The 15933-nt window shown below is 74.6% G+C and carries 15 protein-coding genes; 7 read left to right on the top strand and 8 right to left on the bottom strand.

Translation table 11 applies throughout. The features are described from left to right. The first annotated feature begins 1 nt into the window (after position 1). Positions 2-349, top strand: coding sequence for a hypothetical protein (locus Prum_RS46660; protein WP_173085830.1), 348 nt, complete (start codon positions 2-4; stop codon positions 347-349). Here Prum_RS46660 and Prum_RS46655 read toward each other — a convergent pair. Genes Prum_RS46655 through Prum_RS46625 form a run of 7 tightly spaced genes read right to left on the bottom strand, consistent with a single transcriptional unit; the run spans position 333 to position 7161 of the window. Continuing rightward, on the bottom strand, positions 333-2438 hold the full coding sequence (locus Prum_RS46655) for an AAA family ATPase (protein ID WP_173085827.1): 2106 nt from the start codon (positions 2436-2438) through the stop codon (positions 333-335). The genes Prum_RS46660 and Prum_RS46655 overlap by 17 nt on opposite strands. Then, on the bottom strand, positions 2432-3106 hold the full coding sequence (locus tag Prum_RS46650) for a Mov34/MPN/PAD-1 family protein (protein WP_173085825.1): 675 nt from the start codon (positions 3104-3106) through the stop codon (positions 2432-2434). Before Prum_RS46650 ends, Prum_RS46655 begins: the two co-directional genes overlap by 7 nt. 13 nt (positions 3107-3119) lie before the next feature. Continuing rightward, positions 3120-4220, bottom strand: coding sequence for an MPN domain-containing protein (locus Prum_RS46645; RefSeq protein ID WP_173085823.1), 1101 nt, complete (start codon positions 4218-4220; stop codon positions 3120-3122). Beyond that, complete coding sequence (locus tag Prum_RS46640; RefSeq protein WP_173085821.1) at positions 4201-4698, bottom strand: hypothetical protein; 498 nt, start codon at positions 4696-4698, stop codon at positions 4201-4203. Before Prum_RS46640 ends, Prum_RS46645 begins: the two co-directional genes overlap by 20 nt. Before the next feature lie 2 nt (positions 4699-4700). Next, a complete protein-coding gene (locus tag Prum_RS46635) occupies positions 4701-5129 on the bottom strand; it encodes a hypothetical protein (RefSeq protein ID WP_173085819.1) in 429 nt (142 codons plus the stop codon). Beyond that, entirely contained in the window at positions 5129-6898 is a 1770-nt protein-coding gene (locus Prum_RS46630) for a ThiF family adenylyltransferase (protein WP_173085817.1), read from the bottom strand. Before Prum_RS46630 ends, Prum_RS46635 begins: the two co-directional genes overlap by 1 nt. An 11-nt stretch (positions 6899-6909) precedes the next feature. Continuing rightward, positions 6910-7161 carry a hypothetical protein gene (locus tag Prum_RS46625; protein WP_173085815.1) on the bottom strand — a complete coding sequence of 84 codons (252 nt, stop codon included), beginning with the start codon at positions 7159-7161 and terminating at the stop codon, positions 6910-6912. Positions 7162-7479: 318 nt separating this feature from the next. Between Prum_RS46625 and Prum_RS46620 the strand changes: the two genes are divergently transcribed. Genes Prum_RS46620 through Prum_RS46610 form a run of 3 tightly spaced genes read left to right on the top strand, consistent with a single transcriptional unit; the run spans position 7480 to position 11878 of the window. Then, the gene (locus Prum_RS46620; RefSeq protein WP_246278800.1) at positions 7480-8355 is read left to right on the top strand and encodes an AAA family ATPase; all 876 of its coding nucleotides are present in this window, start codon (positions 7480-7482) and stop codon (positions 8353-8355) included. Then, positions 8352-9443 carry a VWA domain-containing protein gene (locus Prum_RS46615; RefSeq protein WP_173085811.1) on the top strand — a complete coding sequence of 364 codons (1092 nt, stop codon included), beginning with the start codon at positions 8352-8354 and terminating at the stop codon, positions 9441-9443. The genes Prum_RS46620 and Prum_RS46615 overlap by 4 nt, the downstream gene beginning before the upstream one ends. Then, positions 9440-11878 (top strand): CHAT domain-containing protein, encoded by a 2439-nt coding sequence (locus Prum_RS46610; RefSeq protein ID WP_173085809.1) that lies wholly within the window; start codon positions 9440-9442, stop codon positions 11876-11878. Before Prum_RS46615 ends, Prum_RS46610 begins: the two co-directional genes overlap by 4 nt. Here Prum_RS46610 and Prum_RS46605 read toward each other — a convergent pair whose 3' ends face one another. Further along, the gene (locus Prum_RS46605) at positions 11879-13252 is read right to left on the bottom strand and encodes a hypothetical protein (protein WP_173085807.1); all 1374 of its coding nucleotides are present in this window, start codon (positions 13250-13252) and stop codon (positions 11879-11881) included. 110 nt (positions 13253-13362) lie between these two features. Between Prum_RS46605 and Prum_RS46600 the strand changes: the two genes are divergently transcribed. The 3 genes from Prum_RS46600 to Prum_RS46590 are packed head-to-tail and all read left to right on the top strand — an operon-like array spanning position 13363 to position 15814. After that, positions 13363-14529, top strand: a complete 1167-nt coding sequence (locus tag Prum_RS46600) for a CATRA system-associated protein (RefSeq protein ID WP_173085805.1) — start codon at positions 13363-13365, stop codon at positions 14527-14529. Then, the gene (locus Prum_RS46595; RefSeq protein ID WP_173085803.1) at positions 14436-15509 is read left to right on the top strand and encodes a CHAT domain-containing protein; all 1074 of its coding nucleotides are present in this window, start codon (positions 14436-14438) and stop codon (positions 15507-15509) included. Before Prum_RS46600 ends, Prum_RS46595 begins: the two co-directional genes overlap by 94 nt. After that, positions 15506-15814, top strand: coding sequence for a hypothetical protein (locus Prum_RS46590; RefSeq protein WP_173085801.1), 309 nt, complete (start codon positions 15506-15508; stop codon positions 15812-15814). Before Prum_RS46595 ends, Prum_RS46590 begins: the two co-directional genes overlap by 4 nt. Positions 15815-15933 lie beyond the last annotated feature (119 nt).

Raw genomic sequence — 15933 nt, 5'->3', positions numbered from 1 at the left:
CATGCGATCCGAGCAGCGTCTGCAACAGGTCCTCACGATCGCCGGCGGGTTCCTCATGCCGCTCGGCCTCGCCGTGATCGGCATCGGCTGGTACGGCACGGCCCACACCGGGTACGTGTTCGAGCAGGTCCCGTACCTGGTCTCCGGCGGGCTCTTCGGGCTCGGGCTGACCGTCAGCGGCGCGCTGATCTTCTTCAGCTCGTGGCTGGCCCGGCTCATCCAGCTCCAGCGCGAGCAGGCCGAGCTGATCCGGCGGCTGCTCGACCGGATCCCGGCCGCCGACCCGCCGTCCACCCAGCTGCTGCCCGTGGTCGTCGAGAACGGCAGCGCGGCTAGTCCGTCGCGGTGAGCGGCGCCGGCGCGTTGATGCCGGCCACGACGTCGGCGTGTGTCACCGGCACCGCCCGCTCGAACCGCTCGCGGCGCAGGGCGTTGAGCTTCGCCTCCCGGGCGATCATGGCGATGTCCGCGCCCGAGCGGCCCGGGGTCATCGCGGCGTACTCGGCGTACCGCGGGGCCAGCTCGTCCGCGTTCAGGTAGATCGCGAACAGGTCGCGGCGGCCGCCGGCGTCGGGGAGGGGGACCTCGATGTGCAGGCCGAGGCGGCCGGGTCGCAGCAGCGCCGGGTCGATGCTGGCGGGGTTGTTCGTCGCGCCGATGATCGAGACCTGGCCCAGGTCGACGAGGCCGTCGATCTCGGCCAGGAGCTGGTTGACGACCCGGTCGGCGGCGCCGGAGTCGTGCGAGTTGCGGGAGCGGCTGCGCGCGATCGCCTCGATCTCGTCGAAGAAGATGACGCACGGGGCCACCGAGCGGGCCCGCTCGAACAGGTCCCGGACCGCCTGCTCGGACTCGCCGAACCACTTGGTGAGCAGTTCCGGGCCGCGTACCGAGATGAACCGCGCGCCGCACTCGTGGGCGACCGCGCGGGCGAGCAGCGTCTTGCCGGTGCCGGGCGGGCCGTAGAAGAGCACGCCGCGCTCGATCCGTAGCCCGGCCTCGGCGAAGACGTGCGGGCGCGACAGCGGCAGGACCAAGCGCTCCCGCAACGTGGTGACGGTCGCGTCGAGGCCGGCGACGTCGGCGAAGCTGGTGGGCGGTACGTCCGAGACGACGCCGCCGACGGCCGACGGGGTGACCAGGCGCAGCGCCTCCGTCCAGTCCTCGGCCCGGATCACCAGCGGCGCCTGGGGCTGCGGCGACTGCGACTCCAGGGTCTCGACGGGGAACGCGCGGCGCAGCGCCAGGCGGCCCGCCTCTTGGCAGAGCGCGGCGAGGTCCGCGCCGACGAACCCGGCCGTACGGCGGGCCAGGTCGGCGGTGAGCGCGTCGCGGTCGTCCGCCTCGTCGGCCAGCGGCAGCCCGCGGGTGTGCACGGCGAGGATCGCGGCGCGGTCGCCCTCGCTCGGCGCGGGCACCGGGATCTCGTGGCCGATCCGGCCGAGCCGGCGGATGGCCGGGTCGATCTCGTCCCGGCGGCTGGTCGTGGCGATCACGAGCGGCCGGCCCGAGCCCTCCAGCATGCTCTGGACCAGCCCGAGCAGCGACGTGGAGGCGAGCGGCAGGGTCCGGCTCGGTGCGAGGAAATCCAGGTCGTCGATGATGACCAGGTGGGGCGCGTCCGCTTCGCCGTCGGGGGCGAGCGCGGCCCGGAGCACCTGCTCGGCCTGCGCCAGCGAGTAGCTGGCGATCTCCGCGCCGCGCAGGACGGTGGAGCGTACCCCGCTGTGGTAGGCGACGGCGCGGGCCAGCAGCGTCTTGCCGGTGCCCGACGGGCCGTGCAGGAGCACCCCGGAGGGCGCGGTCACGCCGATCTCGCGCAGCTCCTGCGGGCGGCGCAGCGGCAGCTCGATCTCCCGGCGCAGCAGGGCGATCACCGCGTCCAGGCCGCCAATGTCCTCATAGGACGGTGGCCAGTCGCCCACGCCGGCGAGCCGCCGTACGGCCAGCGACAGGCCGTCGCCGATCAGCGCGACCGGCGCGTTCTCGCCGGCGGCGGTGATCCTGGTGACCCGGAACTCGCCCGTGCCGGTGCCGCCGAGCGGGGTGTAGCTGAACCGCAGTCCGGGGTGCAGGAGGTACTTGCCGGTCCGCAGGAAGTCCGGCAGGCCGGCCCGGTGCTCCACCGGCGGCCCGGACCAGCGGGTGAGCTGCACTTCGGCGAAGTCGGCGACGGGCAGGTCGGCCGGGTCCAGCCCGGTCACGTCGACGCGGGCGCCGTCCTGCACGCCCAGGGCCGCGCACTGCCACCCGTCCAGGGCGACCAGGTCGGCCGCGCCGAACCGGTTGGTGAAATCCCAGGCCAGCCGGGTGTAGATCGTGGCGGTGCCGGTCGAGATGCTGACCGGGTCGCCGGCCCGCAGGCCGTTCACGTTGCTGAAGCAGTGCCCGTGGTGCACGTCGCCGGCGGCCGCGCCCTGCACCGTCGCGGCTACCACCGGGGCTCCCGCCGCTTCGGCGTGGCGCGGTGGCCGCCGCCACCCGGCGCCGCCGGCCGCGGAAACACGCTGATGATGGAGTACGACGTGACGAGGTCCCAGCTCTCGTACGACGCCCGCGGCGCGTCCGCGATCTGGTCGGCCACGGCGGACGCCATGGTGACGGTCATGCCATCGTCCTCTCCGCCGCTTGTCCCGGCCGTACGCCCCCGCCCACCTACGGCGGGCCACCAGGCGATCCGCTCCTCCGGCGGGCCGTGCAGGAACGGGTCCACCACCACCGCGATCGCCCGCTCGTCGAGCTGCGCCCACGCGCTCAGCGTGACCATGTCGGTGCGGGACAGGAACAGGCCGTGGCCCGGATGGCTGTGCACCCAGCCGACGATGGCGCCGACCATCTCCCGGGTACGCCGGTCGGGCAGCTCGGTCACCGCCTTGCGGATCACATCGATGCTGGTCACGTCGAAGGCGCAGTGGTCGCGGGCCTGGGCCAGCTGCGGCGGGAAGACCGCGGCGCCGATCCGCACGGCACGCTCGTCCCGGCGACCGAGCAACACGCCGCCGCGTTCGTGCTGGCGGGCACCGCCGATGTAGGCGAGGAGCGAACGCACCAGCCCCGGGCCGAACAGGACCTCGATGGCGCGCTGGTCCCCGCGCGTCTCGTCCACCGCCGCACGCACCCTACGCGCCCGCGAAGAGGACCATGGGCGCGGCGAGCCCGTCCGCCCGGTACGTGCCCCGGACCGCCCGTGCCAGCCGTGCCATCGCGGCCTCGTCGACGAGCCCCTTCACCACGCCCATCGGGCGGATCGGCTCGCCGCCGGCGTCGAAGACGGCGATCTGTTGCCGCAGGTGGCTCTTGTGCGGGTCGATGACGATCGGCGTGAAGTCCGGGTCGAGCTGCCGCCAATCGTCGGCGGTGGCGACGTCCGTCCCGGAGAGGAAGACGCTCAGCCCCGGATGGGTGTGCACCCAGGTGACGATGACCTCGCCGGGCCGGATGCCCAGATCGTCGGCGATCGTGTCCATGGCCCGGCGCATCCGGTCGACGTCGACCGTGGAGAACTCGCAGCGCACCGACGTGGCGGACACCTGCGGCGGGAACACCGCGCCGAGCACGAGCAGGGCGTCGTCCCGGCGGACCAGCAGCGCCACTCCGCCGCGTTCCTTCTCGTCCAGGGCCAGCTCGTCCATCGCCGCCTGCCAGAAGCCGTCGTCCAGGGCGACCGAGAGTTGGCGTTCGGCGAAACCGGCCGCCCAGTCCCGGCCGAGCAGCCCGCGGGGCCGCGCGTCCTCCTCGTCCGGCGGTGGCTGCGGTGTCGCGCCGTCGGGCCGCGCCGCCCGCTTGCGCGGTCGCCGCCCGGACGCCGCGGTGAGTACGGCGATGGGGGCCGCGGACGCGGGCGCGGCGAGCGTCCAGGCGCCGGCGGCCTCGTCGGCGAGCGTCAGGCTCACCGCCACCCAGATCACCGCGAACGAGCCGGCGGCGAGCAGGAGCACGGCCACCACCTCGGGTACGCGGCGGGTGATCCGGCCCAGGCGCAGTCCGCGCCCGTCCACGTGACCGGCGGCGACCGGCAACACCAGCAGCGCCACCGAGAGCGAGATGGACAGCGCCCAGCCGGCGGCGATCTGGCCGGGCATGCTGTCGCGTTGGTAGGCGAGCGCGTAGATCCCGATGAGGGTGACGAGGTACGTCACCCAGCCGAGCGTGCCGAAGGCCAGGCGCCAGAACGGCGGGCCGATGGGGACAGGGGCGACCTCAGCGGGCTGGGCTGTCATGGTTCTCCGTATTGAGTAGCTGCTTGGCGTACTCCAGGGCGGCGCCCAGCGTGCGGGCGTGTGGCGGTGCCTCGGCCCAGCCGCGGGCGTACGTGTGCCAGCAGAGGCTGGGCAGTTTGCGCCCGGACCACCGGCAGAAGCTGTTCCGGGCGGGCCAGACGTTGACGTGCCTGATCTCGTGGTCCGGTGGCGCCGCGATCCAGACCGCCGGCAGGAGCGCGGTCAGGTTGGTGGTGTCGACGATGAGGTCGTACCGGCAGCGGGCGGTGCTGCGCATGCCCCGGATGCCCTCGACCCGGACCCGGACGGCGAGGACCGGACCGCCTCCGGTCCGGCGGGCGCTCCAGTTCGGGAACGTGCGGTGCAGCCAGGCCCGGAACCCGCCGCGTGGACGCGCCGGACCGCTCGCGCGGGCCAGCACGGCGATGTCCGGGTACTCGCGGCGGAGGCGGGCGATGGACGCTTCGGACACCCCCATCGTCAGCGGGCTCGGCTGTTGAGGTTGGCGTTGTCGAGCACCTGGCGGGCGGCCTCCAGGAGGTTGGCCAGGGTGCGTTCGCCGGGGCTGGCCGCCTTCCAGGCGGCCGAGCTGGTGCCCCAGCAGATGTCCGGGAGCTTCTTGCCCACGAACGGGCAGCGCTCCCGGGGCCGGAAGATGTTGACGTGCTTGATCTGGCTGTCGTCCGGCGAGGCGATCCAGACCACCGGCAGCCCCGATTGGAGGTTCTGTACCGAGGCGAGCAATCGGTACTGCATGCGGTCCCGCCGGTGCTTCTCCGCCGCCGAGCCGACGATGCCCTGCACGGTCACCGCGATCGCGGTGATCCAGCCGTCCTGGTCGGTGCTCAGCGCGTCCAGGCTCAGGTAGTGGCCCTTGACGGCGTGGAAGTCGGCGGGTGTGACGGCCATCAGCGCGCCTCCCGGCCGTCGGGCCCGGCCCCGACGAGATGGGCGGGGCATTCGTCCGGGTCGCGGTCCGCGGCCCGGTAGCCGTCCAGCGTGCCGGCCAGTCCGTCGAACGCGTGGAACCGGCGTACCCGGGACGCGGGCCCGCCGAGCTGGGCGAGGAGCGTGGCGGCCTGCGCGGCGCCGATCACCGCGGCGCTGGTGACGATCGACGGGACCGGGGCGGTGCCCACCACGTCGGTGCAGGAACGCCGTTCCGGCTCGTCGGCGATCGACTCGCCGAGCCAGCACACCAGGCAGCGCCCGCGGTCGCCCGGGTCGCAGACGTGCACCCGGCCCACGAAGCCGTCCACCGCGCCGTTGACCAGGGGGATGCCGAGCCGTTCGGCGATGACGTTGAGGCTCCACCTGGTCTGGTGGTTGTCCGGGCAGGACAGGATCGCGGTGGCGTCCTTCAGGGCACCGGCGAGCTGGTCGACCTGCTCCCGGTACGCCCGCCACCGCGGGTCGTCGGCGAGCAGCTCGTACTGCGTGCCGCCGCCGACCAGGTCCTCGATGGTCTCCGGGCTGACCATCACGGGCAGCGCGCGCAGCGCCAGCCGCGGGTTGATCTTGCCGAGCCGTGCCATCGCCTGCGCGGCCTTGGGCAGCCCCACGTCGGCGTCGTCGAAGAGCACCTGCCGGTTGAGGTTGTGGCTCTCGACGGTGTCGTCCATGTCCACGATGGACAGATCCAGTCCGGGCAGGCCGGAGGCGGCCAGGACGGCCGCCGCCCAGCTGCCGAGCGCGCCGGCGCCGCAGAGGACGACGCGCGGCGGTGTCCGCGGTGGCACGGGCGCGGCGGCCATCCCGGTGACCGTGCCGCCGTCGAGCGTGGGGCCGTCCACCGGGGACCAGAGCAGCGGGCGTACCGGCGGCGGGTCGGCCAGCCCTGGCCGGACGGCGGCGCCGGTCATGCTCGCCTGCGGGGCGGGCACGGTGACGACGACGGCGTCGTGGTCGACGACCGTGGTCACCCGCGGGTCGGCCGTCCGCCCGTCCAGCAGGATCTGGAAGCGCTCGGCCACCCGGGGCGAGTCGAACCGTTCCAGGACCCCGCGCAGCGCCGGGGCCAGCGCCCCTTCGGCCTCGGCCGCCATCGCGTGCCGGCCGATGTCCGGGTACGCGATCCAGAGCCGCTCCTCGAACCACCGGGACAGCACGGTGGGGCCGTCGATGATCGCACCGAGCTGGCCGAGCAGCACCTGGGCGAGCAGGCCGCCGCAGGTGGCGGCGAGCGCGGCGGTCAGCAGCGTCGGGTGCCCGCCGGTGCCGGCACGCAGCGGCGCCGGTCCCACGTAGACGGCGGTGGGCAGCACCTCGCCCCAGGCGACGATCGCCGGGTCGGCGCCGAGGGCGGCGACCAGCGCGGGCCGTTCCGCGGCGCCGGGCACCGCGACGCCCAGACCGCGCCCGCGGGTACGCGCCGAGCCGTGGTCCGCCGTACGGAGGTCGACCGTGGGGTTGAGCAGCTCGACGCGGTCGATCAGCGCCTCGGCGAGCGGGCGGCCGGCGTCGGCGCGGTCGAGCAGGAACTGATGGGCGAGGTCGGCCTCCTCGACCACCCGGTCCGGGACGTGCAGCCGGATGCCGCCGTGGCGGGTGCCGGCACCGACCAGCGCCAGGCACTGCAACAGGTACGGCAGGGCCGGCCCGGTGCCGTGCACCTCGACGACCGCGTCGGCGACGAGGTCCTGCGCGACCAGCCCGCGCTGGCGTGCGTATCTGTCCATGGCCCCGGCTGTCAGTCGGGTGGGCGGAGGCCGCCGCCGACAACCCGGTCGCCGGGCAGGCCCACCGACAGCACGGTGTTCGCGTGCGTGGTCGCGGGCTGGTCGTCGACTACCTGGCCATTCTTGTCGCGGACGCTGAACGCGCTGCCCGCGGCGACGAAGCCGCTGTTTTCCACGGCTTGCCGTACGGTCTGTCCCGGGGCGACCTGGACCTCCTGGCGGGCGTCCGTGATCGCGTTCCGGAACGTGACGGTAGCGCTCATCAATGCCTTTCTGGAGCACGCGAGAATCGCGAACAATCGCGGTATCGAAAGATTGAGCACAGGCTACCTATCGTGTCAATCCCGTTGGCTGCCCCGCGATTACCGCCGTTGTTATTGTCGATCAAGGAGAAGACGAGCGCCATTTCCTACGTTCGGAGGAGAGGTTCCGCAATAGCCGCTCGGGGTCCTTGAGAACGCGCCGGACATCGGGGTGTCAAAAACCCGACTGCGCACACCGTCCACTGAGGAGAATGTACCCGTCGGGGATCCGCCGTCCAGCCGATCGACATCGTCTTTCCGTCCCGCGATGCTCGGATGGTGACCGCGCCGGACTTCGCCAGCCCCGAGGAGCTCGCGGCCGCTCTCGACGTGCAGAACTATCTGGCCGACGAAGGACTCGCCACCGCCGCCTTCGTGGCGCGCAAGCTCGGCCGTCCGCTATTCCTGGAGGGCGAGCCCGGCGTCGGAAAGACGGTCTTCGCGCGTACCCTCGCCGCCGCGATGGGCGTGCCGTTTCGCCGCCTACAGTGCTACGGCGGCATCGAGGCGTCCCAGGCGCTTTACGACTGGAACTTTCCCGGCCAGATCCTGGAACTGCGCGCGGCCGAGGCGGGCGGCCGCAAGCCGTCCAGCGCCTCGCTGTACGAGGAACGGTTTCTCATCGAACGGCCGATCCTGAAGGCGATCCGGGAGAGCCCGGCCGTGGTACTGCTCATCGACGAGATCGACCGGGCCGACGACGAGTTCGAGGCGTTCCTGCTCGAGGTGCTCGACGACTACGCGGTGTCCATTCCGGAACTGGGGGAGCGGATCAGCGCGCCCGCGCCGCCGATGGTCGTCCTCACCTCCAACCAGACGCGGGACGTCCACGACGCCATCAAACGCCGGTGCGTCTACCACTGGATCGACCACCCGGAGCTGGACCGGGAGACCGACATCGTGCGCCGTAACCTGCCGGACGGCTGCGAGCCGCTGGCCCGGCAGGTCGCCACCCTGATGGTCGAGCTGCGCCGGGTCGAGCTGGTCAAGCAGCCCGGCGTGGCCGAGTCGGTCTGCCTGGCCCAGGGCGTGCTCGCCCTGGGCGCGGACGTGCTGGATCCGCGGCGCACCGCGGCGGCCCTCGGCACCGTGGTGAAGCACCGCGACGACTGGGAGAAGGTGCGCGCGCTGCTGCCCCGCCTGATGCCGGGATGACCGGCGGCGACCTGGCCGCCGAGCTGACCGGGTTCGCGAACGCCCTGCGCGCGGCCGGCCTCAAGGCGGACCTCGCGCGGCTGGGCCTGGCCGCCCGCGCGCTGCTGCAGCTCGGCCCGCGTGGGCGGGCGGGCATCTACTGGGCCACCCGGCTCGCGTTCTGCTCCCGGCGCGACGACCTGCCGGTGTTCGACGCCGTCTTCGGCGCCTGGTTCGGCGAGCCGGTGCCGCTGGTCGCCGTCCAGGTGCCGGGGGAGGGCGCCGCGCCCCCGCCGGCCGGCGGCGCGCCCGTCCCGGGCACGGCAACCGCCGCCGACGAGCCCACGCCCGTAGGCACCGCCGGCTGGGCCGAACGCGACCTGACCGAACTGGCGCCGGCCGAGCGCGCCGAGGCGAACGCCTGGATCGCGGCCCTGCGGCCCAGGCCCGGGACCCGCCGGGCGGTACGGCAGGTGCCCGGCGGCCGGCACCGCGTCGACCTGGGCCGCACCGCCCGCGCCATGCTGCGCACCTGCGGCGAGCCGGCCCGCCTGAGGTACCGGCGCCGGACCCGCCGCCCCCGCCGCCTGGTGCTGCTGATCGACGTCAGCCTGTCCGTGGCGGCGTACGCCGACCCGCTGCTGCGCTTCGCCCACGCGGCGGTGCGTACCGGGCCGGCCACGACCGAGGTCTTCACGGTCGGCACCGGGCTCGTCCCGATCACCGCCGCGCTGCGTACCCCCGATCCGGAGGCCGCGCTCGGCGGCGTGCTCGCGTTGCGCCCCCGGGGTGGCGGCACTCGCCTCGGCGCGGGCCTCGCCGACCTGCTGCGCCCCGGCGACCGGCGGCGGGCGGTCCGGTCGGCGGTCGTCGTGATCGCCTCGGACGGCTGGGACCACGGCGGCCAGCCGGCCGTCCTGATCCGCCGGGTGGCCCGCCTGTCCCGGCTGGCGTACCGGCTGGTGTGGGTCAACCCGCTGGCCGGCCGGCACGGGCACGTGGACGCCGCGCCGGTGCTGCGGCACGGCCGCCGCGACATCCACGAGGTCGTGCCGGGGCACAGCTACGCCGCGCTGCGATCGCTGGCCGAGCTGGTCTCGCGCCGGTGACCGCGGTGGCGCCGGAGGATCCCGTCTCCGCCCCGGTCCGCCGGGTGCTGGCCCGCGACGACCTGCTGTCGCTGGCCCAGGACGCCGAGGCGGCGGTGGGCATCGTGCAGGAGCGGGACGCCCCGGCGCGCCCGCTGGGCGCCGGCGCCGCTCAGCGCGCCGCCCTGGAGCGCGTGATCGGCGGCGAGCAGGACCTTTTCGGGTACGCCCTGCGGCGCCAACTGACCCTCGCCGAGAGTTCCCAGGAGTGGGCGGTTCGCAACCACGCCTACCGGCACGCCGCCGTGATCGTCCGGTTCTGCCGGCTGGTCGGCATCACGCCGACCGTCGACGGCGTGCCGGTGCCCGACGAGGAGACCGAGCGGCTGTACGAGCGCGCCGCGGCCGAGCTGGTCGACCCCGCGGACCGGCGGTGGGACGCCCCGCTGGACCGCTCGCTGGGCCTCGGCGTCATGACCACGTACGAGACGGTCCGGGACCGCCGGCTGCGCGGCGACCTGGACGGCGCCCAGGACCTGGCGACCCGGCCGGACGACTACTTCCTCGCCGGCGCCGTCGAGCGCTACCGGGCGATGTACGAGTACGAGCTGGGCGTCTGCCTGATCCGCAAGGGACAGCCGGCGCAGGTGCGGCAGGCGCTGATCGAGTCCGACGAGCTGCACTGGACCCAGGACCGGGTGGCCAACCTGGACACCCGGGACCGCGTCCACTTCGTACTCGGGCTGGCGGCGTGGGCGGACGGCGAGCGTGGCCCGGGTGGTCCCGATGCTGCCCTCGGCCGCCTGGTGCAGGCCCGCGAGCACCTGGTGGCCGGCGTGGGGCTGCCCCCGCGGCGCACCCGCAGCCAGGAGGAGCAGCGCGACGTACGGCTGCTGTCGGTCACGCTTGCCCTCGGCGAGTACCTGGCGGCCCGCGACGAGCCCCAGGCCGCGGCGGTGGTCGCCCTCGCCGACGAGGCGCTGGCCATCGCCGACCGCATCCGGGGCCGCTGGCGCGTCATCGCCCGGTCCCAGGGGCCGCTGGCGATCGCCTTCCGCCGGCTGTACGGCGACATCGCCCTGCTCACCTCGCGGCTGGCCGGCCGGGCGGCCGCCGAGCTGGGGCTGCGGGTCACCCTGTCGGCCAAGCAGACCGGCTTCGCCAGCCGGATGCGGACAGGCAGGACGCTGATCGTCAACGACCGCGTCCGTACCGTGCTGGACGAGATCATCACGGCGGAGGAGGAGCTGGCCGACCCCCGTACCAGCGGCGCGTCGACCCGGGTGGCCGAGGAGGAGCTGGCCGACCGCCGGCAGGAGCTGCGCAACGCGTTCTCCGCGATGCTCGCCGACACCGTGCTGCCCACGCCCGCCGACCTGCCGCGGCTGCTGGAGCGGGTCGGCCGCCGGTACGCGGTGGACTACGCCGCCCTGCCCGACACGCTCACCCCGCCCCGGGCAGGGTCGGCGGCGCTGAACTGGTTCCGGACCCTGATCACCCCGGACGGCGACGTGACGTTCGAGCGCTTCGAGCCCGGCGGCGCGTTCGAGGCGTACTTCGACGACGCCCCCGGCCGGAGGCCGTGGGTGAACCGGCTCGCGGACGCCACACCCGGCGACGGGCCGGACTGGCGCGGGCTCGCCGGCGAGCTGCTGCCCGCCGCGCTGACCGGCCAGCTGCTGGCGCGCACCGACGACGACCCTGCCGAGCTGCTCATCTGCGCCCACTCGGCGCTGAGCCTGCTGCCGTGGCCGGCGCTGCGGCTCGACGCGGGCACCCGCCTGATCGACCGCGCCGTGGTGGCCCAGACCCCGGTGCTCACCTGCCTGTCCGACGCGTACCCGCCGGCGGTGACCGGCCCGGCGCTGGTGCGGCTGGTCGGCGCCGACGAGAACGCGGATGCCGGCCTGAAGGCCATCGACATCCACGACGAGTGCGCCGCCTGGGGGATCCGGCCGGGCGGTCGGGTCCCGCCGCACCACTGCACGGTCGCCCCGGACCCGAACCCGGCGCCGGTCGCATTGGGTCGCGGGCTGGCCGAGGCCCTGGCGGATCCGGCGGCCGGCTGGGGGTTCGTGCACGTCGCCGCGCACGGCGGCGGCCTGGACCTGAGCCAGCACGTGCGGCTGCCGGAGCGGCTGTCGGCCGGCCACGCGCTGGCCCTGCCCTGGCCCGGGTCGGTGCTGATGGCCTCCTGCCACATCGGCCGGCTGGTCAACCCGGAGGACGCCGAACCGCTCAGCTTCGTGATGGCGGTGCTCACCGGCGGTGGCCGCTGCGTGGTCGCCGCGATCGACACGGTGTGGGACCGTCCGACGGCGGGCCTCGCCGCGGACCTGGTCGTCCAGGTCCGGGCCGGCGGGGTACGGCTGGACGTGGCGCTGCGCCGGGCCCAGCGCACGATGCTGTGGCGCAGCGAGTACGCGTGGGCCCTGCTCGCCGCGTACGTGCGCTGATCAGGCGGCGCTGGCGTCCAGCGCCCGCGCCACCCGCTCCGCCCGGCCGGACTCGTGGACGTACCGGTCGAGCTGGGGCCAGCGCCGCCGCCAGTCCCGGTATCCGGCCGGCGCGCCGAACGCGACCTGGCCGGCCTCCACGGAACGGATGAAGCTCGGCATGGTGGCGCTGCCGATGACGTTCGCGTCGCCGCGCTGCCGGCCGTCGACCTCCTCGGCGAGCCACCCCGACAGCGCCTCCAGGGCCGCGCCGTCGAGCGGGTCCCGCTCCAGATCCGGGTCGAAGAGCGGCTCGCGTGCCGGCGCGTACCCGGGGGCCTGGATCGCGAAGTTGAGCCGCAGCTGCACCGCCGAGCGCTGGTGGGCCTTGTTGAGCGGCACCGGTTCGCCGTCCTCGTCCCGCTCGCCGATCTTCGCGTACGCGTGCGCGGCGCGCGCCAGCATGGCCTTGCGGGCCAGCTGCCACGTGTCGTAGCCATCCACCGGGTCGCGGCCCAGCCGTTCCATCTCCGGGCACAGCGCCAGCACCAGCAGCCCCGCCCGGGCGGTCATGATGCCCGGGTTCTGGTAGGCGGTCTTCAACGCGAGGCGGTCCTCGTCCACCTTGGCCGCGAAGCGGTGCCGGTCGCGGATCTCGTCGGCGATCTCCAGCGCCTGCTCGCCGTAGCGCAGCCCGCGGTGCAGCTGGCGGAACAGCTTCTGGGTCCACAGCGCGTCGTCGTTCTCGGTCCAGTCCCCGCCGGCCTCCGCCACCTCCTCGGACCAGCGGCCGATCACCCGCTCCGCCGTACGGCAGGCCGTGCCGGTCTCGGCGAGCGCCAACTGGAGCACCAACTCGTCCAACGCGAGCAGGTAGCGGGCCCGCGGGTGATCCGGGTCCCCGGGGGACTCGTCCTTCGGGCCGCGCACGCCGGCGTGCGCCGCGCTGAAGTTGTCGTGCGTCTCGCGCGCCTCGTCGTGCAGGATCCACGCTTCGTCGTACCCGATGGGGGTGTCGCGTTTGGACGCGGCGAGCGCCTGGGCGCGGACGGCGCCGAGCGCCCGGGGCGCGAACTCCGGCCACGGCAGCCCCCGCGCGGCGTCGGCGGTCCGGGCGATCAGCTCGTACGCGGCCGCGCTGTCCTCCTGCCGCTGCCCGCCGAGCGACTCGAACGCCGGCTCGACCCGCTGGACCGCCTCCCACGACGCCTCGTAGATCAGCCAGCCCATCAGCCACAGCCGCTGGGTCAGTTCCTCCGGCGGCTCCGGCGTGCGGCGCTCGCCGACGTGGCCGCGGTACTCCTCCACATCGGACGCGATCCGCCGGACCAGGTCGGCGTCGGCGGCGGCCCGCCGCTCCCGCAACGCGACGGCACGCTCCCGCAGCTCGTCCACAGACATCATCGAACTAGCTGAGCCCACACGGCGGCGGCTTTCAAGTGCTGTACCCCTGTCGTGTTCGCGACTGCGGCGCCGGCCACCAGGTGCGGATACCATACGGCACCGTGACCGTGTCCCGTGCCAAGGCGTTGGCCCTGCTGCGCGCGACCGTCGCCGACCTGGTGGCGAGGGCCAGGCTCACGCCAGCGGCCTGGCTGCGGGTGGAGGAGATCCTCGACGAGGTGGACCGCGCCGCCGAAGCCGGCGACGTCGAAGCGCTCGCACTGGCCCTCGACGAGCTCGACCGGCTGCGCCCCCGCGACAGCAGGCTCGAGCCGCACAGCACCGTATCCGCGCCGGAGCCGGTGCGCCGCCACGCCGCCTGGGTCGGCGGTGTCGTGCGGCCGCCGGGCTCCACCCACCGGCCGGACGTCCCGTCGTCGTCGGCCGAGCGCGTGGCGCCGCCGCCGGTCCGGTTCGTCAACACGGTGCTCGCCGCCGGCGGCACCGACGAGCCGGTCCCGCCGGACCGGCCGCTGTACCCGGACGCGCGCTACGAGCTGCTGGTCAACATCGGCGCCCCGCGGCGCGGCAGCCTGCTGTCCACGACGGACGGCGGGTGGCCCGACGACCTGCTCCCGGACGGCGACCTGGCGCTGCGGGCGGTGCTGCTGCTGGACTCGCGGCCGCAGCCGCTGGTCGCGGCGTTCACGCTGCCGGCACAGGGGGAGAGCTTCGCCTGCGACTGCCCCGCGGGCGGCGGGCACGGCGCCCGGTGCGCGCCCCGCCCGTGGGTGCGCTTCGGCCTGACGACGCCGGCCGGCGGCACCGAGCGCGGCCAGCTGATCATCTACTACGAGGCCGTCGCGGTCCACGTGCAGCGGCTGGCGCTGCCCGTCGGCGACGCCGCCGGCGGCCCGACCGCCACCCTGATCTACCGGCTGACCACCACGTTCGCGAACCTGCGGTCGCTCGCCGAGCGCACCGCGAGCATCCTGGTGCCCGACGACCCCGCCGCCCGGCTGATCGTGAACGGCCTGTCCTTCGTGGACAACCCGTTCGCGGTGGAAGCCAACCTCGCCGACGCGGCCGTCCGCGTCGAGCGCGACCTGCTGTACGACGCCCACCTGAGCGCCGCGGCCAACGGCGCCGAAAGCAGCCGGTACGACGCGGAGTACCGCAAGCCCGCGAGGAGTTCGTGGCGGACCTGCGCAAGCTGGCCGAGTTCGGCCGGCGCGTGTACACCCGCCTCTTCCCGCACCTGGACGTGGAGCGGGCGCTGCCGGACCTGATCCGCCAGGAGGCGCGGGCGCGCGGCCGGCCCGCCGTGCTCAGCGTGGCCGAGGCCGTCGCCGCCCAGGGCAAGCGCCTCGTCCCCTGGGCCATGCTGTACGACCTGCCGGTGGGCTCGGAGCCGGACACGTACCAGGTGTGCGAGTCGGTGTACCGGTTCGGCCCCGGCGGTGAGGGCGGCCCGCCGCCGGCGCACTGCCCCTTCCCGCACCCGCAGCCGACCAACGTCCTGTGCCTGTTCGGCTTCTGGGGACTGTCCTGTGAACTGGAGCAGCCGCCCACCGGCGACCGCGACCCGGCGACCGTCGTCACCGAAACCGACCCGCCCGCGTCCGTGCTGCTCGCCGCCGGCTCCGACCTGGAGCCGGAGATCACCGTCCGGCACGTCTCCGCGCTGCGCGCCGCCCTGGGCGCCGCGGCCGTGGCGAGCCCGACCATCGACTCCTCCACGGCACTGGCGCACGCCCTCGCCGGCGAGTCGATGGACGTCGCCTACCTGTACTGCCACTGTGGATACCGGCAGACCAGCGACCGGGAGCCGCCCTCGTCGTACCTGGTGTTCGGCGGCGGGCACGTCGACCCGCTGGACGTCGACGCCTGGACGTACGCGCCCTGGCCGAGCCGGCACTGGGCGACCCGCCGGCCGCTGGTGGTGCTCAACGGCTGCCACACGGTCGACGTCACCAGCGGCACCCTCGGCAACTTCGTCGAGGCGTTCGTCCGGCGGGCCGGCGCGGCCGGGATGATCGGCACCGAGGTCGCCGTCGAGCAGGGCCTGGCCAGCCTGTTCATGGAGTCCTTCCTGGCCCGCTTCATGCGCGGCGCGACCGCCGGCGACGCCCTGCGCCGGGCACGCTGGGACCTGGTCGCCCGCGGCAACGTGACGGGGCTCGCCTACACCCCGTACTGCCTGGCGGGCCTGCGGATCCGTCCGGCCCGCCTTCCTGCCCAGGACGTTGTGGAAAGGACCGAACCGTGAACCCCGAACCGGGCCTGCTCGCCCAGGCCGGAGCCGTATGCTTCGGCCTGGTCATCGGCTACCTCACCTACCGGACCCTGGCCCGCAACACCGAGCGGGCCGCGATCGGCGACCTGGCCAGCGTGGTCGGCGTGGTCGGCGGCGCCGCGGTTACCGGCCTCTTCGAGCCCGGGACGGAACTGTTCGGCCTGTACGCCATCGGCCTGCTGGCCGGCATGGTGGCGTTCTTCGTGCTGTACGGCGCGCTCAACGGCTTCCGCGCGAAGCGGGCCGGTACGGACGCGGGGCCCCGTTGGCCGCGGTGATGGGCGTCCGCGCCGAAGAGCCGACGCCGTCTTCGTCGCCGGCTCAGGCTCCCGCTCCGGGTGCCAACCGCCCACGGGGCTGAGGCTCTTGCGGTTGGCGGTTGGATCGCGGTGCTGCG

This window comes from Phytohabitans rumicis (assembly GCF_011764445.1).
GTDB classification, from domain to species: domain Bacteria; phylum Actinomycetota; class Actinomycetes; order Mycobacteriales; family Micromonosporaceae; genus Phytohabitans; species Phytohabitans rumicis.
This window is presented reverse-complemented; position numbering and strand designations above follow the sequence as displayed.